The sequence below is a fragment of the Neobacillus phoenicis genome (genome assembly GCF_047302305.1).
In the GTDB taxonomy this organism is placed as follows: Bacteria; Bacillota; Bacilli; order Bacillales; family Cytobacillaceae; genus Neobacillus.
In genome coordinates this window covers 423,266-444,331 of the sequence record NZ_CP154847.1, presented here as the reverse complement: position 1 = coordinate 444,331, position 21,066 = coordinate 423,266, and the positions used below count along the sequence as shown (strand labels likewise).

Below are 21,066 nucleotides of genomic sequence, written 5' to 3'. Positions count from 1 at the left end.
GCACTGGCAATGATTATGTTTTTTAGCCTATTTGCTGGTGTAAACCAAGCTAAGGCACAAGCAGCGTTAAATGTAAATGCAGATGGTGCGATATTAGTTGATGCAGAAACAGGTAAGGTTCTTTATGAGCAGAATGCTGACAGTGTATTAGGGGTTGCCAGCATGACTAAAATGATGACAGAATATCTTTTACTTGATGCGGTTAAGAAAGGCAAAGTGAAATGGGATCAGGAATATTCAGTAAGTGATCTTGTTTATAAAAATTCTCATGACAGAAGTCTTTCGAATGTGCCATTACGTGCAGATGGCAAATATACGATCCGTGAATTATATGAAGCAATGGCTATTTATTCTGCAAATAGTGCAACCATTGCAATTGCAGAAACCATTGGCGGATCAGAAGCAAACTTTGTAAAAATGATGAATGACAAAGCTAAACAATTAGGATTAAAGGATTATAAATTCGTTAACTCTACAGGTTTAAATAACCGAGATTATCATGGACAGCATCCTGAAGGAACAGGTCCAGAGGATGAGAACGTAATGTCTCCACGTGCTGTTGCAAAATTAGCATTTCATTTAATTAATGATTTCCCTGAAGTGTTAAAAACAGCTAGCACGCCGATGAAAATGTTCAGAGAAGGCACTGACGATCAAATAAAGATGGATAACTGGAACTGGATGCTTCCGAAGCTGGTTTACGGTTATGAAGGTATGGACGGGCTTAAAACAGGTACAACTGATTTTGCGGGTTATTGCTTCACTGGAACGGCAAGCCGTGATGGCAAACGATTTATAACTGTTGTTCAAAATGCAAAGGATGCCAGCGGAAAAGGCGGCTACAAAGCACGTTTTGATGAAACAAGAAAAATGATGGATTATGCATTTAGTAATTATACAAAAGAACAAATTGTTCCTAAACATTATCAGGTAAAGGGGCATAAAACACTTCCTATCACTAAAGGGAAGGAAGACCAAGTGAAAATTTATACAAAGTCAGCTATTAACATGGTTGTCCTTAATGGTGAAAAGAAGAGTTACAAACCAGTTCTTGTTTTAGATAAGAAAAAGGTTAATAAAGATGGAGAAATAACAGCACCAGTCAAAAAAGGTGAAACAGTTGGATATTTAACTATTGAACCGAAAAATGGTGAAAAGGTTTCATTTTTAACTGAAGAGGGACAGAAGAAAATCAAAGTGGATGTCATCGCTGCACAAGATGTAGAAAAAGCAAATTGGTTTGTCCTAATGATGCGTGGGATTGGCAATTTCTTCGGTGATGTTTGGCACGGAATTTCTTCAACCGTAAAAGGTTGGTTTTAATTAGAATAAAAACAAATGAAAATTTTGGATTTTTTAAGAAGGATTCTTGTCTTGACAGGAGTCCTTTTTTGTTGCTTTAATGATTTTATGGAAATAGATAATTCCGATTGATTGAATGGGAATTTTCCACAAGTATAAAGAGATTTTTCTAAATATTTTAAATAAAAGGGGGATTTTAACAATGAAAACAGGTACGGAACTCGTAAAACGTGGTATGGCTGAAATGCAAAAAGGCGGCGTCATTATGGACGTTGTGAATGCCGAGCAGGCAAAAATTGCTGAAGAAGCAGGTGCAGTAGCAGTAATGGCTTTAGAGCGGGTGCCTTCAGATATCCGTGCAGCTGGTGGAGTGGCAAGGATGGCTGATCCAAGAATAGTTGAAGAGGTACTTAATGCTGTTTCAATCCCTGTAATGGCTAAAGCAAGAATTGGTCATATTGTAGAGGCTAGAGTGCTTGAGGCAATGGGTGTTGACTATATCGACGAAAGTGAAGTATTAACACCTGCTGATGAAGAGTACCATTTATATAAAAGTGATTTTACTGTTCCGTTTGTTTGTGGTTGCCGTGACCTTGGTGAGGCAGCGCGCCGTATTGGCGAAGGTGCTTCCATGCTTCGTACAAAGGGTGAGCCGGGAACTGGTAATATCGTTGAAGCGGTTCGACACATCCGTAAGGTTAACGCACAGGTACGTAAAGTAGTGGGAATGAATGAAGATGAACTAATGACAGAAGCGAAGCTTTTAGGTGCGCCATTTGAATTACTTCTTGAAATTAAGCGTCTTGGACGTCTTCCAGTTGTTAACTTTGCAGCTGGCGGTGTGGCAACACCAGCGGATGCAGCACTTATGATGCAACTTGGTGCAGATGGTGTGTTTGTTGGGTCTGGTATCTTCAAATCAGAAAACCCTGCTAAGTTTGCAAGAGCAATTGTGGAAGCAACTACTCACTACCAAGACTATAAATTAATTGCTGAACTTTCAAAGGATCTTGGAACACCAATGAAAGGGATCGAAATTTCATCATTAGCACCAGAAGCACGCATGCAGGAGCGAGGATGGTAAAAGGAAAAGCGGAAGCGACCGTTTAGCGACGTATAGCCAGGGCCCGGTCCGACTGAGATAAAGGAAACACGAAGAGCGGTAGCGATTCGATGTTGACTTATCGTAGGGAGGAGTGGGATGGCTACTAGTCGCTGGGAGCTGGAGCTAGACAGTTATCAAAGTAAAAACGGTTAAAGGAGTATCGTTATGATTAAGATCGGTGTTCTCGCTTTACAAGGAGCGGTCCGGGAACATATTCGGTCACTTGAGGCCTGCGATGTAGAAGCAGTTGCTGTTAAACGAAAGGAAGAGTTACAAGACTTAGATGGACTAATTCTTCCTGGTGGAGAAAGCACAGCAATGCGGCGCCTGATTGACAAATATGATTTCATGGATGCGTTAAAGGAATTTGCCCGTAGTGGGAAACCAATGTTTGGGACATGTGCGGGCCTCATCCTATTAGCTAAGCAGCTTGTCGGCTATAATGAACCTCACATCGGTGTCATGGACATTCAGGTGGAGAGAAACTCCTTTGGCCGCCAAGTGGACAGTTTTGAAGCAAACCTGGCGATTAAGGATGTAGCAGAGTCCTTCCCAGCAGTCTTCATTCGTGCGCCTCACATTGTTGAGGCGGGAGAAGATGTGGAAATCCTGTGTAAGCATAATGATCGCATTGTGGCCGCACGGGACAGGCAGTTCCTTGGGTGTTCCTTCCATCCAGAATTAACGGATGATCATCGCATTACGGCTTACTTTGTTGAGATGGTAAAAGAAGCTAAACAAAAGCAATTTGTATAGGGATAATTTGGTTGCATTTCGTTCATAATTATAGTAACGTAAATATACAAATCATAAATATTGATGAAAGCAATGAGAGGAATTAGTAACAGGAAACTCATTCTAGCAGAGAGCCGGTGGCTGGTGAAAACCGGTGAATGAAGCTTGTGAATCCCTCCTCGAGCAAGGTATGGAACACTACAGATTGTAGTAAGTAAGTACTTTCGGTGAAAACCGTTACATTTTTTTTCGAGGTGGACAGTGTATGCTGTCAACCAGGGTGGTAACGCGGGTTAACTCTCGTCCCTGTTTTTCAGGGGCGGGAGTTTTTTGTTTTTGCAATTCATCATAAAAGGAGTGTCAAATATGCTGGATATTAAAGTTCTAAGAGCAAATTTTGCTGAAGTAAAAGAAAAGCTTCAAAACCGTGGAGAAGATTTAACCGATCTTGGCCGTTTTGAAGAACTGGACCTAAAGAGAAGAGAACTAATCGTAGAATCTGAAAAATTAAAAAGCAAACGAAATGAAGTGACACAGCAAGTAGCAGCTCTAAAGCGTGAAAAGCAGGACGCTGATCATCTAATCAAAGAGATGCGTGAGGTCGGCGATCAAATTAAAGCTCTAGATGACGAGCTTCGCGGAGTAGAAGAAACATTAGAACTGTTACTTCTAAGTATCCCAAATATCCCTCATGAAAGTGTACCAGTCGGGGAAACAGAAGATGACAATGTAGAAATCAGACAATGGGGTCAGGTACGTGACTTTGAATTTGAAGCAAAGCCGCACTGGGATATTGCTGATCAGTTAGGAATCCTTGATTTTGAACGTGCAGGGAAAGTAACAGGAAGCCGCTTTGTTTTTTATAAAGGATTAGGTGCGCGTTTAGAGCGTGCACTAATGAGCTTTATGCTCGACTTGCATGTGGATGAACATGGCTATACTGAAATCCTACCGCCATACTTGGTGAATCGCACAAGCATGACGGGAACAGGGCAATTGCCAAAGTTTGAAGAGGATGCCTTCTTAATTGAGAGCGAAGATTATTTCCTTATTCCAACGGCAGAAGTACCTGTTACAAACTATCACCGTGATGAGATTTTAAGTGGGGAAGACCTTCCTATTCGCTTTGCTGCCTATAGCGCATGCTTCCGTTCTGAGGCTGGCTCTGCTGGACGTGATACACGAGGGTTGATTCGTCAGCACCAATTCAATAAGGTGGAACTAGTGAAGTTTGTGAAGCCGGAGGATTCTTATGAGGAGCTTGAAAAGCTGACAAATGATGCTGAACGAGTATTACAATTACTAGAGCTTCCATACCGTGTGCTAAGCATGTGTACGGGTGATCTTGGGTTTACGGCTGCGAAGAAGTATGATATTGAAGTATGGATTCCAAGCTATGGGACGTACCGCGAGATTTCTTCTTGCAGTAATTTTGAAGCCTTCCAAGCGAGACGCGCGAATATTCGCTTCCGTCGTGATCCAAAAGCCAAGCCGGAACATGTTCATACATTAAATGGTTCTGGCCTTGCGATTGGCCGCACGGTCGCCGCAATCCTAGAGAATTACCAGCAAGAGGACGGCAGTGTCATCATACCGACTGTATTACGTCCTTACATGGGCAATCGTGAAGTAATAAAGCCAATGTAATTTCTTTGTTGAATCTAGCTTCAGCGCCTAGCCCCTCGGGTCAAATAACCTTCGGCAAGAAAAGTCAAAAGGCGGACTTTTCCCGCCGAAGAACATTTGCCTGTCGGGGCTGAACGAGGCGCTTCCGCTTTTTGAATTTCTTTGTTGACATTCATATTGGATATATGATAAATTATCTTTTGTTGATACGGAGGAATACCCAAGTCCGGCTGAAGGGATCGGTCTTGAAAACCGACAGGCGGGTTAAACCGCGCGGGGGTTCGAATCCCTCTTCCTCCGCCATCATTAAAACAATCGCGCATAAAATACTGGAGATAAAGGCCCGCTACAATGATTGTAGCGGGCTTTTTTTTGTTTGGTTTTTAAATTTTGGCTGTGTTAAAGAACATTGTTGATTTTTAACTCTGTTGATTGGAGCGGAAGGCGGCGAAGACTCCTGCGGGAGTACGGGGCAGGGGAGACCCCGCAGGAGCGAAGCGACGAGGAGGCTCCCCGGCACGCCCGCGGAAAGCGAAGCCGCCTGGAGCGGAAATCAACAGACAAGTTTAACAGAGCCTAAATTTTAAATACTGTCTAGCTGTAGTTCCTAGCCCCTTAGAGAGAAAACTCAATCCCTTTTAATAAGAGGCATTGTTCAAAATTGAGTAACCAGCAAAAGTAAAATAAGCGGAGATTCTCCTGTTAAATGCAGAACGGAGCTCGTTTCGGGGGAAAATAAGAGGAGATTTTCCGCTTATGCAAAGAAAAATCCTCCATTTTCGCATTTCTCGAGTCAATAGGCGGAATTTTTCCCTCTATTTTAGCTCTTTTAACTAATAATTTTTAAATAAGCGGAATTTCTCCGTCTATTTATCAGCTCGTATCGGGTGGTTAACCCTGATCACCCCAACCAATATGTGCGGACGCTTTTGATGCTAAAAACCTTGATGAATGCTTATTCATACGTCAATTCTTGTATCAATTAATAAGAAAGCGACCAAAAAAACACATATTGGATTAACCAATATGTGCTTCTGTTAGATTAAGAATGGCTTTTAATTTTTCATCTACTTCACGGCATACTCTTTCGGCATCCGCTTGACTCTTCACAACATCCGTCGTGTCCATGTCAATAACCAGGACTTCACTTGCCGCATACTGGTTCATTACCCACTCATCATAACCCTTCCACACTTCAAAGTAGTACTCTTTCAGCTCAGGATTAATCTCAAAGCTTCTACCACGGGCCATAATCCGGTCAATAACCGTATCAAATGAACCTTTTAAGTAAACCATTAGATCTGGTGCCTTCTTAGGTAATTCCTGCAGTTCTTCCAACATATTATCTACAAGATCTTCATAAATCTTGAATTCTAAGCTTGAAATTCTGCCTAAATTTTTATTTACAAGAGCGAAATACCAGTCTTCATAAATCGAACGATCCTGAATCGTATAAATCGGTTCACTCCAGTTAATACAATCTTTTACTGTCTTAAATCGTTTATTTAAGAAAAATAATTGTAAGAGGAACGGAATTCTTCTTGCATCTAATTCTTCAGGTGTCAACTCATAATAAAGAGGAAGGATGGGGTTATCATCCACCGATTCATAAAACACCTTACTTTCAATTCCTTTATTTTTAAAGTGTGCATTTAAGGTATCAGCCACACTGGTTTTCCCTAGACCAATCATACCACCAATAACGATACTCACTAACATCCCCCTATTCTATATGTTTGTCCAGCTGCAAGTCTTTAACGAAAAGGTTAACTTTTCAATAATATGGTTTAAATCATTTTCGTTTTGCACGAAATCCAACTCATCGCCGCTAAAGCGAAGAACAGGTATTTCTGGATGTTCTTTTTCAAAAATCGCTATGGCATTTTCATAGTCGATGGAAAGCTGTTCTAAATATAATGGGCTAATGTTTTTTTCAACCTCGCGCCCTCTAAGCTTGATTCGTTTTAACAATGTATCTAAGCTGGCATTTAAATAAATAATGACATTAGGCTTTGGCATATCTTCGGTAAGAATTTGATAAATCTTATAATATTTTTGGTATTCTTCCGGATTTAATGTTCTCTGTGCAAAAATCAAATTTTTAAAAATATGATAGTCTGCAACAACAGATTGATTTTGACTTAGGTAATGGGTATTGATGTCCCCTAATTGCTTAAAGCGATTGCAGAGGAAAAACATTTCCGTCTGGAAACTCCATTCCTCAATGTTGTCATAAAACTTCCCTAAAAATGGGTTTTCATCCACAATCTCTTTAAGTAAAGCAAATTGAAATTGCTCTGAAATGGCTTTTGCGAGCGATGTCTTCCCAACACCAATCGGCCCTTCAACCGTAATAAAGGGTGTATCCCCCATTGCAAGTCCTCCTTCTCCAACTGCCTGCACTTCTATGATTAACCAGTTATCACCGGATAATTTATATTATTTATGTCTTACTGATTTATCGACACAAAAGATATTTTATCACAATCTACGACAGGAAGGGATATGGAATATTTAGAAGTAAGTAGATTTATGTCAGATATATGAAAAAACTGCCGAAAAACGGCAGTTTTTGTTGTAAAAAATATTTTTTTACTCCATTATGTTCCTCTTTTTGTGACGTTGAAATTATCTACGATTAACAACCAATTCTGTGGGAACGATAAACCGAGCTTCCAATAACTCATTCCGCGTAAATTTAACTCTTTGATTAGATCAAATTTAGCTTGGATGGAGCGGGCATCCTCAAACCAAACTTCATGGTCCTTGCCAGCCTCGTCTTTATATTTGAAGAAGGGTGCCTCTGCTTTTGTATCATATTGAATCGGCACATTATGTTTGGCCGCAAGTTGAATGGCCTGCTGCGGACTGACAGCCTTTGCAACGGATCCTTGAACAAAAGGAAGTGTCCAATCATAGCCATAAAGGTTTTGCCCCATAAGTATTTTATTAGAAGGCATCTCGGTTATGGCATACTCTAAAACTTTCCTTACTGAGTCAATAGGCGAAACGGCCATCGCAGGGCCGCCGCTATAGCCCCACTCATACGTCATAATTACCACAAAGTCAGAAATTTCCCCATGTGCCTTGTAATCATGGCCTTCATACCATTTTCCTTTTTGTGTGGAACTGGTCTTTGGGGCAAGGGCAGTTGACATGAGCCAACCTTCATTCTTAAAGCGTTGTTTTGCCTTTCTCAGAAAGTTGTTGTAAGCCTCACGGTCAGCCGGTCGCAAAAATTCAAAATCAAAGTGAATATCACGGAATCCATATTTTTTTGCAGTTGCTACAATATTATTGAGAAATTTATCTTGAATGGCCATGTCGTTCAATAAAATTCGCCCGAGCTCATCACTAAATTGATCATTTTCCTGGTTGTTGATTACCATCATCAGTACGTTACGATTAGTCCTTGCGATAGCAGGGAAATTATTCAGTAAAGGTTCTTTCAAGGTTCCATCACGGCGCGCTTGAAAACTAAAAGGGGCTAAATACGTTAAATAAGGTGCAGCTTCCCTGGCACTATTCTCTAATACAGGTGCAACCGTTGTTCCTCTCGGCTCTACATAGGCATTAAACTCAGCGTTTCTTTTCCGGCCTTGGGGGATATAAAGACGGAACCCAACATTTAGCGGCTGATTTACGTTAATCCGATTAATATTAGCCAGCTCTTGATAAGGGACACCGACTTTTCTAGCGATAGAGAATAAGGAATCACCCGGCTGAACGAAATAAAAGCGACCGATAATTGGAATGACAATGGACTGTCCAATAACAAGGTCATTTGGATTCGGTAATTCATTTGCTTCAATAATATCGTTAACGGTCGTGTGGTAGGCTCTGGCAATCGAGGTTAATGACTCATTCCTTCTTATAACATGGATTTGCATCCTAATCCCTCCCAACAAACATACGTTGCAACTATTTTATGAGGGAGGGTGAGGATAAATGATATAATGTTGATAAATTTCATGATGACTAGGTATTGTTTTAGCTTTGAGTACATTTTCCATCATCGTTAGAGCAAAGTGGTTATCCTGCTCATCAACAGAGGTAATACAATCACGAGGTACATAAATGGGATACTCGCGCATATAGGCATCATTTGCTGTAAAGAGCACGCAAATATTGCCCGCAATTCCAGTTAATATGAGCGTATTCACCTTTAATTGATTTAACAATATGGTTAAAGAGGTTTCGTAAAAAGCGGAATGCTTTGGCTTGATTAAAAAATAATCATCATCGTCTGGCAGCAGGATATCAAAAATAGGCTGACTGTAATCGTTCCTACAAAAATCAATGATTTTATTAAAATCAGCCTGCCATAAATTATAATGATCATTCATAAAGATAACGGGTAAATTTTGTATATTAAATTGTTTTTTTAATTCTTTGATGGGCTTAGCAATTTGCAGTGCTTTTTTGGCTAAAATGGAACCATGTGAAAAATCAAAGTTGTTAATCATATCAATAATAATCAGTGCAGGATAATTATTCTCCATTTGCTTCTCCTCCTTCCTATATTTTGGAGTAATAAAAGAATACTTATCCATTAGAAGGAGATTGCTATGAAGGTGGAAGAAAACCTAGATGAATACTATATGAGTGAAGCAATAAAGGAAGCCAAAAAGGCGGAGGAACTAATGGAAGTTCCAATCGGAGCCGTGCTTGTCATGGAGGATAGAATTATTTCCCGGGCACATAACTTGCGTGAAAGAGAGCAGAACGCTGTCGCACATGCCGAACTTATCGCGATCGAACAAGCTTGCCGGGAAATAGGTTCCTGGCGGTTGGAGAATGCCACCTTATATGTGACACTTGAGCCATGTCCAATGTGTTCCGGTGCCATTATATTATCGAGGGTAAAAAGAGTGGTATATGGTGCGAGTGACCCAAAGGGCGGATGTGCAGGGACGCTCATGAATCTTTTACAGGACGACCGTTTCAATCACCAAAGTGAAATAACCAAGGGTGTATTAGAAGGTGAATGCGGCCAATTGCTTTCTGATTTTTTTAGGGGGTTAAGAGAAAGGAAAAAGCTTGAGAAACAACGAAGGAACGAAATGGAATAGAAAATTTACAATAACTTACAGTTTATTAATATTGCTTTTTTGCCAGATTGGTTGTATATTAGAAAGGCGTCAGATACGACGCACTAAACTTAGTTATCAACTTTGCCGTGCTAGGTGGGGAGGTAGCGGTGCCCTGTACCCGCAATCCGCTCTAGCGGGACTGAATCCCTTCCCGAGGCTAATGGCCTGTAGGGTCTGCCTTAAGTAAGTGGTGTTGACGCCCGGGTCCTGCGCAATGGGAATCCATGAACCATGTCAGGTCCGGAAGGAAGCAGCATTAAGTGGACGCTCTCATGTGCCGCAGGGTTGCCTGGGTCGAGCTAACTGCTTAAGTAACGCTTATGGGCGTTAGTCGAAGGAAGGTGCACGGCAGTTACATATGTATATAAATTAACTCATCTCAGAATGGAGATGAGTTTTTTTGTGAACTCTTATGAATACACTTTGAAAAAATGAAAATGAATACGTTATAATGGTTAGGATGAATTATTTCGAAGGGGGCGGTGTCAGTTGGCTTATCAGGCTTTATATCGTGTTTGGCGTCCGCAGGCATTTATCGATGTAGTAGGACAAGAACATGTAACGCAGACATTGCAAAACGCCCTGCTTCAACAAAAGATATCACATGCCTATCTTTTTTCTGGTCCAAGAGGAACAGGTAAAACGAGCGCAGCTAAGATTTTAGCAAAGGCAATTAACTGTGAACGAGCACCTGTATCAGAACCATGTAATGAATGTGCAGCCTGCCGTGGAATTACCAATGGGACGATTCCGGATGTGTTAGAGTTTGATGCTGCTTCCAACTCTCGAGTGGAAGAAATGAGAGATGTATTGGAAAAGGTCAAATTCGCACCGACTGCTGTTAACTATAAGGTTTACATCATTGATGAGGTTCATATGCTTTCTATTAGTGCTTTTAATGCTTTATTAAAAACATTAGAAGAACCGCCAAAGCATGTCATTTTTATTTTAGCGACAACAGAGCCTCATAAAATTCCATTAACGATTATTTCTAGATGTCAGCGATTTGATTTTAGACGTATCACAGCGGGTTCTATTGTGAAGCGGATGAAATTAATTGTCGATGAAACTGGAGTAGTATGTGATGAGGATGCCTTAAAAATGATTGCCCGTGCAGCAGAGGGCGGGATGCGTGATGCTTTAAGTTTATTAGACCAGGCGATATCCTATAGTCAGGATCGGGTAACGGTAGAGGATGCTTTGACCGTGACAGGCTCTGTATCACAAGGATTCTTGAATAAATTAACAAGTTCATTTCAAGAAAAAGACGTGGCGAGTGGTTTAGAGGCGCTTGAGGAATTGTTATTTCACGGTAAGGACCCAACGCGTTTTATTGAAGATTTGATTTTATTCTATCGAGACATGCTGCTCTATAAAACAGCACCAAACCTTGAAGAGTCGCTTGAAAGAGTCATGCTTGACGATGAATTTCGCAGGATGGCGGAAGCCACACCTACCGTACAAATCTATCAGTTCATTGAATTCTTAAATAAAACACAACAAGAAATGAGATGGACGAACCATCCACGGATATTTCTTGAGGTGGCGATTGTTAAGCTCTGTCAAATGGAAGGGATAGAAAAGGTAGCAGCACAGCTTTCAAATGTCGACCATTTGTTATCTAGGATTGAACAACTAGAAAATGAACTCCAGCAATTAAAAACCAGTGGGATTACTGTTACCTCACAAGATGCAGCACCTCAGCAGCAAAAACCTGCTCAGAGAGTGTCCAGGAAAGGATTCCAGCCTGCAGTTGGTAAAATCAATGAAGTATTAAAGGTAGCTACCAAAAACGATTTAAATCAGATTAAAGGCAAATGGGGAGAAATGCTGGCAAACTTAATAAAATCGCACGCAGCCTTGTTAAATGATGCGGAGCCAGTTGCAGCTTCTGCGGATGCCTTAATTATAAAGTTTAAGCATGAAATGATTTGTCAAATGGCAACAGATAGAAAGGATTTTCAAGAAGCGATTACCGGTGCCCTTCAAAAATTAACTGGTAAAAGATTTCTATTCTTGGGTGTACCTGAGGAACAATGGGGAGACATTCGAGAAAGTTTCTTGAACAGTCAGCATGGTGAAGAAGGAGAAGTCAGCGAAACAAGCAGGAAGGAAGAGGAACCTCATATATCTGAGGCAAAAAAACTTTTTGGCGCTGAGTTCGTAGAAGTAATAGAATAATAATAACTTACTATATGGAGGTAATGTGTTATGATGCGTGGCGGAATGGGTAATATGCAAAATATGATGAAGCAAATGCAAAAAATGCAAAAAAAAATGGCGGAAGCTCAAGAAGAATTAGGTCAAGAAAAGATTGAAGGAACTGCTGGCGGCGGTATGGTTAAGGTCGTTGTAACCGGTCATAAAGAAGTGGTAGATGTACAAATTAAACCTGAGGCAGTTGACCCGGATGATGTAGAAATGTTGCAGGATCTTGTATTAGCAGCAGTAAATGACGCCCTTAAAAAGGCTGAAGAGCTAACAAACAATACAATGGGACAGTTCACAAAAGGGATGAACCTTCCTTTCTAAGCTAGATTAAACCAAAAGAGGCTGTTCTTACGTGCAGCCTCTTTTATTAAAGGGGAAAAATAGTAATGCATTATCCTGAACCGATTTCTAAGCTCATTGACAGCTTTATGAAACTGCCAGGAATCGGCCCGAAAACGGCTGCACGCCTGGCCTTTTACGTGTTAAGTATGAAAGAGGACACCGTCCTTGATTTTGCCAAAGCACTTGTGAATGCGAAGCGTAATTTAACGTATTGTTCTGTTTGTGGTCACATCACGGATCAGGATCCTTGTTATATATGTGAGGATCAACGCAGGGATAGAAGTATCATTTGTGTTGTCCAGGATCCCAAGGATGTTATTGCAATGGAAAAGATGAAGGAATTCAACGGGTTATATCATGTGTTACATGGGGCCATTTCTCCAATGGACGGGATAGGTCCAGAGGATATTAATATCCCTGATTTACTAAAGCGGCTTCAGGATGAAACTGTACAGGAAGTCATTTTGGCTACGAACCCGAATATTGAAGGTGAAGCAACCGCTATGTATATCTCTCGTTTGTTAAAGCCATCAGGTATTAAGACGACAAGAATTGCCCATGGATTACCGGTTGGCGGGGACCTTGAGTATGCTGATGAAGTAACCTTATCGAAAGCAATAGAGGGCCGACGAGAACTATAAGAAAAAATTCGGAGGAAAAAAAGTATGTTTTTTCGACGTAAAGGACGGCTTCGAAAAGAGTATGATGAAAAGCTCTTAATACAGTTGAATCGTTTGAAAGAGCATTGGCAGCAAGAAAAACAGCTATTGGAAAAAAGTTTTGATCCTTCCGAAGAGGTTATTTGCCAAACAAAAATTGCAGAAGCGAAATATATCTTCTTATTAAGAGAAGCAAAACAGCGAAATGTCACTTTATTAAGATGAATTTAAATGATGAGCCTGACCACCCTGTGTGGACGGGCTTTTTTATTGTTTAGGTCTATTTCCCCTAACTTGTACATAAACTGTATGGATAATGTTTGAAGGAGGAGGGGAGCGCTATTTGGAACCTATTATTGTAATTTCTGTACTAGGAGGCCTAATCCTATTACTCTTATTCTCCGGGGCACCATTTAAACCAGCACGGTTTATTGGTCAAGCAGCGGTTAAATTCTTAATCGGGGCGTTGTTTCTATTTTTCTTAAATGCAGCCGGCAACCGGTACGGGATCCATGTTCCCATTAATGTGGCTACATCTGCAGTTTCCGGTTTTCTAGGGATACCTGGAGTATTTGCATTAGTAGCAATTCAACACTGGGTTTTATAGCTGTATAAGCCGCTGAAACCAGCGGTTTTTATTTTTTTAAAATAACTATTGACCATTCGATTGTAATGCTGTAATATAGTAAAAGTCGTCACCGAGACGATGAAATAAAAATAAAAAAGTTATTGACTTTTCGTCGTTAACTCGATATGATTATAAAGTCGCTTTTGAGTGACTTTGATAACTTTGCTCTTTGAAAACTAAACAAACAAAAACGTCAACAAACAATAATATTTTGTTTCTTAATTGAAACAAGCCAACGTAACAAAATGAGCTAATCAACTTTCTTGGAGAGTTTGATCCTGGCTCAGGACGAACGCTGGCGGCGTGCCTAATACATGCAAGTCGAGCGAACCACTTCGGTGGTTAGCGGCGGACGGGTGAGTAACACGTGGGCAACCTGCCTGTAAGACTGGGATAACTTCGGGAAACCGGAGCTAATACCGGATAATCCTTTTCCTCTCATGAGGAAAAGCTGAAAGACGGTTTCGGCTGTCACTTACAGATGGGCCCGCGGCGCATTAGCTAGTTGGTGAGGTAACGGCTCACCAAGGCGACGATGCGTAGCCGACCTGAGAGGGTGATCGGCCACACTGGGACTGAGACACGGCCCAGACTCCTACGGGAGGCAGCAGTAGGGAATCTTCCACAATGGACGAAAGTCTGATGGAGCAACGCCGCGTGAGCGATGAAGGCCTTCGGGTCGTAAAGCTCTGTTGTTAGGGAAGAACAAGTACCGGAGTAACTGCCGGTACCTTGACGGTACCTAACCAGAAAGCCACGGCTAACTACGTGCCAGCAGCCGCGGTAATACGTAGGTGGCAAGCGTTGTCCGGAATTATTGGGCGTAAAGCGCGCGCAGGCGGTCCTTTAAGTCTGATGTGAAAGCCCACGGCTCAACCGTGGAGGGTCATTGGAAACTGGGGGACTTGAGTGCAGAAGAGGAAAGCGGAATTCCACGTGTAGCGGTGAAATGCGTAGAGATGTGGAGGAACACCAGTGGCGAAGGCGGCTTTCTGGTCTGTAACTGACGCTGAGGCGCGAAAGCGTGGGGAGCAAACAGGATTAGATACCCTGGTAGTCCACGCCGTAAACGATGAGTGCTAAGTGTTAGGGGGTTTCCGCCCCTTAGTGCTGCAGCTAACGCATTAAGCACTCCGCCTGGGGAGTACGGCCGCAAGGCTGAAACTCAAAGGAATTGACGGGGGCCCGCACAAGCGGTGGAGCATGTGGTTTAATTCGAAGCAACGCGAAGAACCTTACCAGGTCTTGACATCCTCTGACACTCCTAGAGATAGGACGTTCCCCTTCGGGGGACAGAGTGACAGGTGGTGCATGGTTGTCGTCAGCTCGTGTCGTGAGATGTTGGGTTAAGTCCCGCAACGAGCGCAACCCTTGATCTTAGTTGCCAGCATTCAGTTGGGCACTCTAAGGTGACTGCCGGTGACAAACCGGAGGAAGGTGGGGATGACGTCAAATCATCATGCCCCTTATGACCTGGGCTACACACGTGCTACAATGGATGGTACAAAGGGCTGCAAGACCGCGAGGTTTAGCCAATCCCATAAAACCATTCTCAGTTCGGATTGTAGGCTGCAACTCGCCTACATGAAGCCGGAATCGCTAGTAATCGCGGATCAGCATGCCGCGGTGAATACGTTCCCGGGCCTTGTACACACCGCCCGTCACACCACGAGAGTTTGTAACACCCGAAGTCGGTGGGGTAACCGTAAGGAGCCAGCCGCCTAAGGTGGGACAGATGATTGGGGTGAAGTCGTAACAAGGTAGCCGTATCGGAAGGTGCGGCTGGATCACCTCCTTTCTAAGGATATAAGCTGGACATATGAGCCAGACAAAACACGTTTGTTTGATTGTTTCTTGTTTGTTTAGTTTTGAGAGTGCAAATTCTCAAATGTATAGTCGTAGTGGGGGCCTATAGCTCAGCTGGTTAGAGCGCACGCCTGATAAGCGTGAGGTCGATGGTTCGAGTCCATTTAGGCCCACTTTCCTTCTACGGGGCTTTAGCTCAGCTGGGAGAGCGCCTGCCTTGCACGCAGGAGGTCAGCGGTTCGATCCCGCTAAGCTCCACCAAAATTGTTCTTTGAAAACTAGATAATCGTAATGAAGAAGTCAAGTAAAACATCGAGTAATCGCCATTTTAGTTTTCTCTCTTATTTAATAAGAGTAATAAACCTTTTAGGTTAAGTTAGAAAGGGCGCACGGTGAATGCCTTGGCACTAGGAGCCGATGAAGGACGGGACTAACACCGATATGCTTCGGGGAGCTGTAAGTAAGCTTTGATCCGGAGATTTCCGAATGGGGGAACCCACTGTTCGTAATGGAACAGTATCTTTACCTGAATACATAGGGTATTGAAGGCATACCCGGGGAACTGAAACATCTAAGTACCCGGAGGAAGAGAAAGCAAACGCGATTCCCTGAGTAGCGGCGAGCGAAACGGGACATAGCCCAAACCAAGAGGCTTGCCTCTTGGGGTTGTAGGACACTCAACATGGAGTTACAAAGGAACGGGGTAGATGAAGCGGCCTGGAAAGGCCCGTCAGAGAAGGTAAAAACCCTGTAGTCGAAACTTCGTTCCCTCCTGAGTGGATCCTGAGTACGGCCGGACACGTGAAATCCGGTCGGAAGCAGGGAGGACCATCTCCCAAGGCTAAATACTCCCTAGTGACCGATAGTGAACCAGTACCGTGAGGGAAAGGTGAAAAGCACCCCGGAAGGGGAGTGAAATAGTTCCTGAAACCGTGTGCCTACAAGTAGTTAGAGCCCGTTAATGGGTGATAGCGTGCCTTTTGTAGAATGAACCGGCGAGTTACGATCCCATGCAAGGTTAAGTTGAAGAGACGGAGCCGCAGCGAAAGCGAGTCTGAATAGGGCGAATGAGTATGTGGTCGTAGACCCGAAACCAGGTGATCTACCCATGTCCAGGGTGAAGTCCAGGTAACACTGGATGGAGGCCCGAACCCACGCACGTTGAAAAGTGCGGGGATGAGGTGTGGGTAGCGGAGAAATTCCAATCGAACTTGGAGATAGCTGGTTCTCTCCGAAATAGCTTTAGGGCTAGCCTCACGTAGTTAGAGTCTTGGAGGTAGAGCACTGTTTGGACTAGGGGCCCTCATCGGGTTACCGAATTCAGACAAACTCCGAATGCCAAAGACTTATCCGTGGGAGTCAGACTGCGAGTGATAAGATCCGTAGTCAAAAGGGAAACAGCCCAGACCACCAGCTAAGGTCCCAAAGTTTACGTTAAGTGGAAAAGGATGTGGAGTTGCTTAGACAACCAGGATGTTGGCTTAGAAGCAGCCACCATTTAAAGAGTGCGTAATAGCTCACTGGTCGAGTGACTCTGCGCCGAAAATGTACCGGGGCTAAACGTAACACCGAAGCTGTGGATTGACATCTTAGATGTCAGTGGTAGGAGAGCGTTCTAAGGGCGTTGAAGCTAGACCGTAAGGACTGGTGGAGCGCTTAGAAGTGAGAATGCCGGTATGAGTAGCGAAAGATGAGTGAGAATCTCATCCACCGTATGCCTAAGGTTTCCTGAGGAAGGCTCGTCCGCTCAGGGTTAGTCGGGACCTAAGCCGAGGCCGAAAGGCGTAGGCGATGGACAACAGGTTGATATTCCTGTACCACCTCTTTATCGTTTGAGTGATGGGGGGACGCAGGAGGATAGGGTAAGCGCGCTGTTGGATATGCGCGTCTAAGCAGTTAGGCTGGAAAGTAGGAAAATCCGCTTTCCGTAAAGGCTGAGCTGTGATAGCGAGGGAAATTTAGTACCGAAGTTCCTGATTCCACACTGCCAAGAAAAGCCTCTAGCGAGATAAAAGGTGCCCGTACCGCAAACCGACACAGGTAGGCGAGGAGAGAATCCTAAGGTGAGCGAGAGAACTCTCGTTAAGGAACTCGGCAAAATGACCCCGTAACTTCGGGAGAAGGGGTGCTTTTTGAGGTGAATAGCCTCGAAGAGCCGCAGTGAATAGGCCCAGGCGACTGTTTAGCAAAAACACAGGTCTCTGCGAAGCCGCAAGGCGAAGTATAGGGGCTGACGCCTGCCCGGTGCTGGAAGGTTAAGAGGAGGGGTTAGCGCAAGCGAAGCTCTGAATCGAAGCCCCAGTAAACGGCGGCCGTAACTATAACGGTCCTAAGGTAGCGAAATTCCTTGTCGGGTAAGTTCCGACCCGCACGAAAGGCGTAACGATCTGGGCACTGTCTCAACGAGAGACTCGGTGAAATTATAGTACCTGTGAAGATGCAGGTTACCCGCGACAGGACGGAAAGACCCCGTGGAGCTTTACTGTAGCCTGATATTGAATTTTGGTACAGCTTGTACAGGATAGGTAGGAGCCGTAGAAACCGGAGCGCTAGCTTCGGTGGAGGCGTCGGTGGGATACTACCCTGGCTGTATTGAAATTCTAACCCGCACCCCTTATCGGGGTGGGAGACAGTGTCAGGTGGGCAGTTTGACTGGGGCGGTCGCCTCCTAAAGAGTAACGGAGGCGCCCAAAGGTTCCCTCAGAATGGTTGGAAATCATTCGTAGAGTGTAAAGGCACAAGGGAGCTTGACTGCGAGACCTACAAGTCGAGCAGGGACGAAAGTCGGGCTTAGTGATCCGGTGGTTCCGCATGGAAGGGCCATCGCTCAACGGATAAAAGCTACCCCGGGGATAACAGGCTTATCTCCCCCAAGAGTCCACATCGACGGGGAGGTTTGGCACCTCGATGTCGGCTCATCGCATCCTGGGGCTGTAGTCGGTCCCAAGGGTTGGGCTGTTCGCCCATTAAAGCGGTACGCGAGCTGGGTTCAGAACGTCGTGAGACAGTTCGGTCCCTATCCGTCGTGGGCGCAGGAAATTTGAGAGGAGCTGTCCTTAGTACGAGAGGACCGGGATGGACGCACCGCTGGTGTACCAGTTGTCTTGCCAAAGGCATCGCTGGGTAGCTATGTGCGGACGGGATAAGTGCTGAAAGCATCTAAGCATGAAGCCCCCCTCAAGATGAGATTTCCCATAGCGTCAAGCTAGTAAGAACCCTGAAAGATGATCAGGTTGATAGGTCAGAGGTGGAAGCGTGGTAACATGTGGAGCTGACTGATACTAATCGTTCGAGGACTTAACCAATTTTTAAGCGAACTCGTTTTTTACAAACACTTCTTCTGCATTATCTAGTTTTGAGAGAATGATTTCTCTAACAAAATAGTCTGGTAACTATGGCGAGAAGGTCACACCCGTTCCCATACCGAACACGGAAGTTAAGCTTCTCAGCGCCGATGGTAGTTGGGACGAAAGTCCCTGTGAGAGTAGGACGTTGCCAGGCAAATGAAAAGACAACCTGAAAATGGTTGTCTTTTTGTGTTTTTATGAAAAAATCCTTGTTTAAATAAAAAAGTACGAAGTGTTTTAAAAGAAATCGCCTATAGACATACACCCAATTCAACATTTCTACATAGTATATTACAGGATGGAATCGAGATGATTATTCAAAAAATTGTATACAAATATGAATTAAAGGACAGAATGGATGTATGGAGGTGGAGGGCTTGAGTTCATTTTTAGCACATAGTCATTACGAGGAAACGTGCGTTATTTGTGAAAATCTAAAACCAAAAGGCATACATCTATATACTTCTTTTATCTGTACAGATTGTGAAACTGATTTAATACAAACAGATACAAATGATCCAAAGTATAAATATTTTCTTAAACAACTTAGAAAAATTACCACACCAGAAATTTTCTCTTAACAAGTCCTTTTAAGGGCTTTATTTTTTTGTCATGAAAGGGGAAAGGGAACCTCTTTTTTGGTAAAATAAATAAGACTCTCAAAAGGAAGTAATAAAATGAAAAAACAAATGGATACGCCTCTTTTTAAGGCACTAATGGAACATAACAAAAAGGATCCTATTTCTTTTCATGTCCCTGGACATAAAAGTGGATTAAATATACAAAGCGAAGCAAGACGTTTTTTTGAACAGATATTAAAAATTGATGTAACAGAGCTGTCAGGGCTAGATGATTTGCATTCACCTGAAGGAGTTATCTTAGAAGCTGAGCAACTTTTGGCTGAAATTTTTCAAACGAAAAAGAGCTTCTTTTTAGTAAATGGATCAACAGTAGGTAATTTAGCAATGATTATGGCCACATGCTCAGAGAATGATACAGTCTTAGTACAGCGAAATTGCCATAAATCTATTTTGAATGCTTTAAGGTTAGCAAAAGTAAGACCCATATTCTTGGAACCAGAATATACACACGACTGGAAGGTAGCTACAGGTGTTAGTATAGAGACAGTAAAAGAGGCAATTAGTCTTTATCCAAACGTGAAAGCCATCATTCTAACCTATCCTAATTACTATGGAATAGTCTCCGATTTAGAAGGAATTATAAATCAAGCCCATCTTCATCACATTCCTGTTTTAGTTGATGAGGCACATGGAGCTCATTTTATTATCGGTCATCCTTTTCCTGCTTCAGCTGTGCAGTTAGGTGCGGATATAGTCGTTCAATCGGCACATAAAACACTTCCTGCCATGACGATGGGTTCGTATTTGCATGTGAACGGCCAATTAGTTGATGTAAATAAAGTAAGGGATTATTTGCAGATATTTCAATCGAGCAGTCCATCTTACCCAATTATGGCGTCACTCGATTTGGCAAGAAAATACTTGGCTACATACACACAGCAAGATCTAGACGATTTACAAACAGGGATCCAACATTTTAAAGCAGAATTGGAAGGTGTTCCTGGAATTAAGGTACTAGAATACCCCCATCAAAAGGGAGACTTATTAAAAATAACAATTCAAACTAGGTGTAGCTTAAGCGGTTTTGAGCTTCAAAGGAGATTAGAAGAAGAGGCCGTCTATACAGAATTAGCCGATCCGTATAATGTACTCTTCGTTCTTCCGTTATTAAAAGAAGGTCAAAGGTACCCGTTTGAAGATACTGCTCGAAAGATAAAAAAGGTGTGTAAAGACTTGCCTTTTCACGAACAAAAGAGCAAACTGACGATGAGTAATCGAAAAGTCTCAGAACTGGCTATCCCTTATAAGGAAATGGACAACTTAGAGTCAATGGATGTACCTATTACTGAAGCCATAGGATCTGTTTGTGCAGAAACAATTATTCCCTATCCCCCTGGGATTCCGCTGCTGTTAAAAGGGGAAGAAATAACAAATGAGAGGATTAATCAGCTTCAAAGACTGTTAAAAACAGGAGCAAGATTCCAAGGATGCTCCTGCCTAACTAAAGAAATGATAAGGGTATTTATAAAATAGGCTGTGTTAATTTACCAAACAATGTTGATTGGAGCGGAAAGCGAAGTGCCTGGAGCGGAAATCACAACCAGTTTTTTTAACACAGCGATAAAATATAG

Annotated in this window: 16 protein-coding genes, 3 tRNA genes, 3 rRNA genes, 1 other RNA gene and 1 other annotated feature; of the genes, 19 read left to right on the top strand and 4 right to left on the bottom strand. The window is 42.9% G+C overall.

The features are described from left to right. Positions 1-9: 9 nt before the first annotated feature. The 5 genes from AA0X95_RS02300 (at position 10) to AA0X95_RS02280 (ending at position 5,071) form a co-directional block, all read left to right on the top strand. Complete coding sequence (locus AA0X95_RS02300; RefSeq protein ID WP_413309813.1) at positions 10-1,323, top strand: serine hydrolase; 1,314 nt, start codon at positions 10-12, stop codon at positions 1,321-1,323. Positions 1,324-1,504: 181 nt separating this feature from the next. Further along, positions 1,505-2,386 carry a pyridoxal 5'-phosphate synthase lyase subunit PdxS gene (pdxS, locus tag AA0X95_RS02295; protein WP_308081655.1) on the top strand — a complete coding sequence of 294 codons (882 nt, stop codon included), beginning with the start codon at positions 1,505-1,507 and terminating at the stop codon, positions 2,384-2,386. A 186-nt stretch (positions 2,387-2,572) separates the two neighbouring features. Next, entirely contained in the window at positions 2,573-3,163 is a 591-nt protein-coding gene (pdxT, locus tag AA0X95_RS02290; protein WP_413304886.1) for a pyridoxal 5'-phosphate synthase glutaminase subunit PdxT, read from the top strand. 63 nt (positions 3,164-3,226) lie between these two features. Then, positions 3,227-3,453: a binding site (T-box leader), on the top strand. A 55-nt stretch (positions 3,454-3,508) separates the two neighbouring features. Continuing rightward, positions 3,509-4,789, top strand: coding sequence for a serine--tRNA ligase (serS, locus tag AA0X95_RS02285; RefSeq protein ID WP_413304883.1), 1,281 nt, complete (start codon positions 3,509-3,511; stop codon positions 4,787-4,789). 189 nt (positions 4,790-4,978) lie between these two features. Beyond that, positions 4,979-5,071, top strand: a tRNA-Ser gene (locus AA0X95_RS02280). Between the two features lie 714 nt (positions 5,072-5,785). Here AA0X95_RS02280 and AA0X95_RS02275 read toward each other — a convergent pair. The 4 genes from AA0X95_RS02275 to AA0X95_RS02260 all read right to left on the bottom strand — a co-directional run bounded on the left by AA0X95_RS02275 (position 5,786) and on the right by AA0X95_RS02260 (position 9,270). Further along, on the bottom strand, positions 5,786-6,481 hold the full coding sequence (locus AA0X95_RS02275; protein ID WP_413304880.1) for a deoxynucleoside kinase: 696 nt from the start codon (positions 6,479-6,481) through the stop codon (positions 5,786-5,788). Positions 6,482-6,496: 15 nt separating this feature from the next. Beyond that, positions 6,497-7,141, bottom strand: a complete 645-nt coding sequence (locus tag AA0X95_RS02270; RefSeq protein WP_413304877.1) for a deoxynucleoside kinase — start codon at positions 7,139-7,141, stop codon at positions 6,497-6,499. Between the two features lie 227 nt (positions 7,142-7,368). Continuing rightward, the gene (locus AA0X95_RS02265) at positions 7,369-8,658 is read right to left on the bottom strand and encodes a glycosyl hydrolase family 18 protein (protein ID WP_413304874.1); all 1,290 of its coding nucleotides are present in this window, start codon (positions 8,656-8,658) and stop codon (positions 7,369-7,371) included. 36 nt (positions 8,659-8,694) lie between these two features. Continuing rightward, positions 8,695-9,270, bottom strand: a complete 576-nt coding sequence (locus AA0X95_RS02260; protein WP_413304871.1) for a cysteine hydrolase family protein — start codon at positions 9,268-9,270, stop codon at positions 8,695-8,697. A 66-nt stretch (positions 9,271-9,336) separates the two neighbouring features. On the opposite strand from AA0X95_RS02260, the gene tadA reads away from it, so the two are divergent. The 14 genes from tadA to AA0X95_RS02190 all read left to right on the top strand — a co-directional run bounded on the left by tadA (position 9,337) and on the right by AA0X95_RS02190 (position 20,968). Next, complete coding sequence (tadA, locus tag AA0X95_RS02255) at positions 9,337-9,840, top strand: tRNA adenosine(34) deaminase TadA (RefSeq protein ID WP_413304868.1); 504 nt, start codon at positions 9,337-9,339, stop codon at positions 9,838-9,840. A gap of 105 nt (positions 9,841-9,945) precedes the next feature. Further along, positions 9,946-10,210: signal recognition particle sRNA large type (ffs, locus tag AA0X95_RS02250), an RNA gene on the top strand. A 140-nt stretch (positions 10,211-10,350) separates the two neighbouring features. Beyond that, positions 10,351-12,042, top strand: a complete 1,692-nt coding sequence (gene dnaX / locus AA0X95_RS02245) for a DNA polymerase III subunit gamma/tau (RefSeq protein WP_413304865.1) — start codon at positions 10,351-10,353, stop codon at positions 12,040-12,042. A 30-nt stretch (positions 12,043-12,072) separates the two neighbouring features. Continuing rightward, positions 12,073-12,393: a YbaB/EbfC family nucleoid-associated protein gene (locus tag AA0X95_RS02240; RefSeq protein ID WP_309857152.1), complete on the top strand. Its 321-nt coding sequence runs from the start codon at positions 12,073-12,075 to the stop codon at positions 12,391-12,393. 65 nt (positions 12,394-12,458) lie between these two features. Continuing rightward, positions 12,459-13,055, top strand: a complete 597-nt coding sequence (gene recR, locus AA0X95_RS02235; protein ID WP_308081646.1) for a recombination mediator RecR — start codon at positions 12,459-12,461, stop codon at positions 13,053-13,055. A gap of 24 nt (positions 13,056-13,079) precedes the next feature. Continuing rightward, positions 13,080-13,298 carry a YaaL family protein gene (locus tag AA0X95_RS02230; protein ID WP_413304862.1) on the top strand — a complete coding sequence of 73 codons (219 nt, stop codon included), beginning with the start codon at positions 13,080-13,082 and terminating at the stop codon, positions 13,296-13,298. Between the two features lie 118 nt (positions 13,299-13,416). Beyond that, complete coding sequence (locus tag AA0X95_RS02225) at positions 13,417-13,680, top strand: pro-sigmaK processing inhibitor BofA family protein (protein WP_413304859.1); 264 nt, start codon at positions 13,417-13,419, stop codon at positions 13,678-13,680. A 281-nt stretch (positions 13,681-13,961) separates the two neighbouring features. Beyond that, a 16S ribosomal RNA gene (locus AA0X95_RS02220) occupies positions 13,962-15,499 on the top strand. 107 nt (positions 15,500-15,606) lie between these two features. Beyond that, positions 15,607-15,680: transfer RNA gene (locus AA0X95_RS02215), tRNA-Ile, on the top strand. Positions 15,681-15,692: 12 nt separating this feature from the next. Beyond that, positions 15,693-15,768, top strand: a tRNA-Ala gene (locus tag AA0X95_RS02210). Positions 15,769-15,876: 108 nt separating this feature from the next. Then, positions 15,877-18,812 (top strand): 23S ribosomal RNA (locus tag AA0X95_RS02205). 79 nt (positions 18,813-18,891) lie between these two features. After that, a 5S ribosomal RNA gene (gene rrf, locus AA0X95_RS02200) occupies positions 18,892-19,008 on the top strand. Together the 16S, 23S and 5S rRNA genes with 2 tRNA genes alongside form the textbook arrangement of a ribosomal RNA operon. Positions 19,009-19,216: 208 nt before the next feature. Beyond that, complete coding sequence (locus tag AA0X95_RS02195; protein WP_413304856.1) at positions 19,217-19,435, top strand: sigma factor G inhibitor Gin; 219 nt, start codon at positions 19,217-19,219, stop codon at positions 19,433-19,435. 96 nt (positions 19,436-19,531) lie between these two features. Next, on the top strand, positions 19,532-20,968 hold the full coding sequence (locus AA0X95_RS02190) for an aminotransferase class I/II-fold pyridoxal phosphate-dependent enzyme (RefSeq protein ID WP_413304853.1): 1,437 nt from the start codon (positions 19,532-19,534) through the stop codon (positions 20,966-20,968). Positions 20,969-21,066 lie beyond the last annotated feature (98 nt).